At 60.5% G+C, this 476-nt stretch carries 1 pseudogene; it reads left to right on the plus strand.

Annotation, left to right across the window (positions count from 1 at the left end):
• Positions 1–171 precede the first annotated feature (171 nt).
• Positions 172–476, plus strand: a pseudogene (locus ACEWB7_RS17530) (phosphoribosyl-ATP diphosphatase); the annotation flags it as partial.

The raw sequence follows: 476 nt of genomic DNA on the forward strand, positions 1-476 counted from the left end.
GGAATGGGCATCCCGCGTGTATTCGGACTTCCAGATGGCGATGCACATGGGTGTCACCACCGTCCCCACGTACGTCTTTGACGCGCAGTACCTCGTCGACGGACATCAAACGATCACCGCATTTACGAACATCCTGGCTACGGCCTGGGAACAGTCTCGAAAGGATCACGCATGAGCGAGAAGAACACCCCCACCTCGAACACTCAGAGCGCTCCCAGCCCGATGGAACTCGTCCAGGAGTTCCACCGCACCTACTCGATGCCGATTCGTTCCTTCGACGATCCGACGTTGTCCTATGAGCGCCTCGGCATGCGCTTGAGCCTCATCGCCGAAGAGTTTGCTGAACTCATGGGAGCGGTGTACGGCAAGCGCGCGCGCGCGATCATTGAGACGGCTACCGCCGAGGCGGTCGCGGCAGACGATGGCGAGCGCGATGTTATTGAGGCTGCGGACGCCCTCGCCGACCTCATCTACGT

It is taken from the genome of Acinetobacter sp. NIOH-H-8 (assembly GCF_046635365.1).
In the GTDB taxonomy this organism is placed as follows: domain Bacteria; phylum Pseudomonadota; class Gammaproteobacteria; order Pseudomonadales; family Moraxellaceae; genus Acinetobacter.